The following is a 2,505-nucleotide window of genomic DNA, read 5'->3' on the forward strand; positions in this document are numbered from 1 at the left end:
TGAATCGGCGTGCAATTGGTGCCCACCTGACTCGGTGATCGGCGCCTAATCGGGGACCGCCTCCGGGTCATCTATTGTTGCTTGCGGTTGAGGCAGGCGACGAGGCGGAGGATGACGACGGTGGAGACGATAGGACGGATCAGGCGTGCATATTTCGTACAGCGGCAGTCGGTGCGGGAGATCGCGCGGCGGCTGCATGTATCGAGGAAGACGGTCAGGAAGGCGATCGAGGCTGAGGACGGCAAGTTCAATTACGATCGCACGGTTCAGCCGAAGCCCAAGCTCGGCGCCCACGTTGCCGAACTCGAGCGGTTATTGGCGGAGAACGAGCGCAAGCCGCGGCGCGAGCGGCTGACACTGATCCGGTTGTTCGAGGTGTTGCGGGCGCAAGGATATGAAGGTGGCTACGATACGGTTCGCCGCCATGCACGCCGCTGGCAGCGCGAGGAAATGGGGCGCACGGCGACCGCATTCGTGCCGCTGAGCTTCGAGCCTGGCGAGGCATACCAGTTCGACTGGAGCCATGAGATCGTGGTGCTGGCCGGTGTGACGACGACGGTAAAAGTCGCCCATGTGCGGCTGTGCCATAGCAGGATGTTCTTCGTGCGTGCCTATCCGCGTGAAACGCAGGAGATGGTGTTCGACGCGCATGCCCGAGCTTTCGCCTTCTTCGGCGGCGTGTGCACGCGCGGGATTTACGACAACATGACCACTGCGGTGGATGCGGTATTCCTGGGCAAGGAACGCAAGTTCAACCGCCGCTTCCTGCAGATGTGTAACCATTACCTGGTCGAACCAACCGCGTGCACGCCGGCGGCGGGGTGGGAGAAGGGCCAGGTCGAGAACCAGGTTGGCGTGGTGCGCGAACGCTTTTTCACGCCGCGACTGCGCTTCGCCAGCTACGACGAGCTAAATGCCTGGCTGCTCGACCGGTGCCGGGAACACGCCAATGCCCATCGCCATCCCGAGCTGCGCGATCGCACCATCGCCGACGTGTTCGAGGACGAGAAGCCGGCGTTGATGCGTATGCCGTCGGTCCCATTCGACGGCTTCCACGCTGTCGCGGCCTCGGTATCCAAGACGTTGCTCGTGCGGTTCGACTATAATAAGTACTCGGTGGCGGCGCGGGCACTCGGGAGGCCGGTCGAGGTTCACGGCTATGCCGACCGCATCGTCATCCGCCAGGGCGACGATATCGTCGCCGAACACGATCGCCGCTTCGGTCGCGAGCAGACCGTCTATGATCCCTGGCACTATGTGCCGGTTCTGGCGAAGAAGCCAGGTGCGCTGAGGAACGGCGCGCCGTTCAAGCAACTGGCCCTGCCGCCAGCACTGGAGCGCCTTCGCGGCAAGCTGAAGGGCAGCGACGATGGTGACCGGCAAATGGTCAAGATCCTGACGGCGGCCACGGTAGATGGCCTTGATGCGTTGGAAGCGGCTGCCGCCGAAGCGTTGGCCCAAGGGGTCACCAGCGCCGATGTCGTGCTCAATATCCTGGCCCGGTCCCGATCGGCGCCGATGGAGCCCAGCATCGCCACGCCGGAGCATTTGCAGCTCAAGATCGAGCCCATTGCCGATGCCGGCCGCTACGATCGGCTGCTGCCCGTGCGGAGGGCTGCATAATGATGGAGCGCCATGAGATAATCGGCCTGATGGCCGAGTTGAAGCTCGCCGGCATGCGTCACGCCTATGACGAGGTAATTGCCGATGCTCTCAAGCGCCAGCATCCCGTTCAGCACGTCGTTGGCGACCTGCTGAAGGCCGAGGTCGCCGAGAAACACGCCCGTTCCATCAAGTACCAGATGACCGCCTCCAAGCTGCCGCTTGCCCGCGAACTCGACGGCTTCGAGTTTACCGGCACGCCGATCAATGAAGGGCTGGTCCGCGACCTTGCCACAGGCGGCTTCCTCGCCAGCCAGCGCAACGCTGTGCTGGTCGGCGGCACGGGATCGGGAAAGACCCATCTCAGCATCGCCATTGCCCGCAACTGTATCCGCGGCGGTGCCCGCGTCCGGTTCTACAATACCACTGACCTGGTGAACCTGCTCGAACTGGAGACTCACCAGGGCCGGGCCGGCAAGCTTGCCGAACATCTCTCACGGCTCGACCTTCTGATCCTTGACGAACTGGGGTATCTGCCATTCGCGCGCACCGGCGGCCAGTTGCTGTTCCATCTCATCAGCCGCCTCTATGAGCGCACCTCGATCATCGTCACCAGCAACCTCGCCTTTGGCGAATGGCCCACGGTCTTCGGCGATGCCAAGATGACCACGGCCTTGCTTGACCGGCTCACGCACCATTGCGACATCATCGAAACCGGCAACGAAAGCTGGCGCTTCAAAAACCGTAGTTGAGCCCGGCTCCGGGCCAGAAAAACGACATCCGCCGTTGCGGAACGTCTTCGGGCTACGCCCTACGCCGTCCCGCAACGGCGTAAGCGCACATCAAAACTACGGTCCCCTATTGAACGCCGATCCCGGTCCCCGTTTGCGCGCCGATTGACAC

General features: G+C 63.0%; 2 protein-coding genes. Both read left to right on the forward strand.

Going from position 1 to position 2,505, the window contains the following annotated elements; translation table 11 throughout:
- Nucleotides 1-111 precede the first annotated feature (111 nt).
- Nucleotides 112-1,623, forward strand: coding sequence for an IS21 family transposase (istA, locus tag OKA11_RS24170; RefSeq protein WP_267225139.1), 1,512 nt, complete (start codon nt 112-114; stop codon nt 1,621-1,623).
- Nucleotides 1,623-2,354: an IS21-like element helper ATPase IstB gene (istB, locus tag OKA11_RS24175; RefSeq protein ID WP_323748343.1), complete on the forward strand. Its 732-nt coding sequence runs from the start codon at nt 1,623-1,625 to the stop codon at nt 2,352-2,354. The genes istA and istB overlap by 1 nt, the downstream gene beginning before the upstream one ends.
- Nucleotides 2,355-2,505 lie beyond the last annotated feature (151 nt).

It is taken from the genome of Novosphingobium clariflavum, from assembly GCF_026420865.1.
Lineage (GTDB): Bacteria > Pseudomonadota > Alphaproteobacteria > Sphingomonadales > Sphingomonadaceae > Novosphingobium > Novosphingobium clariflavum.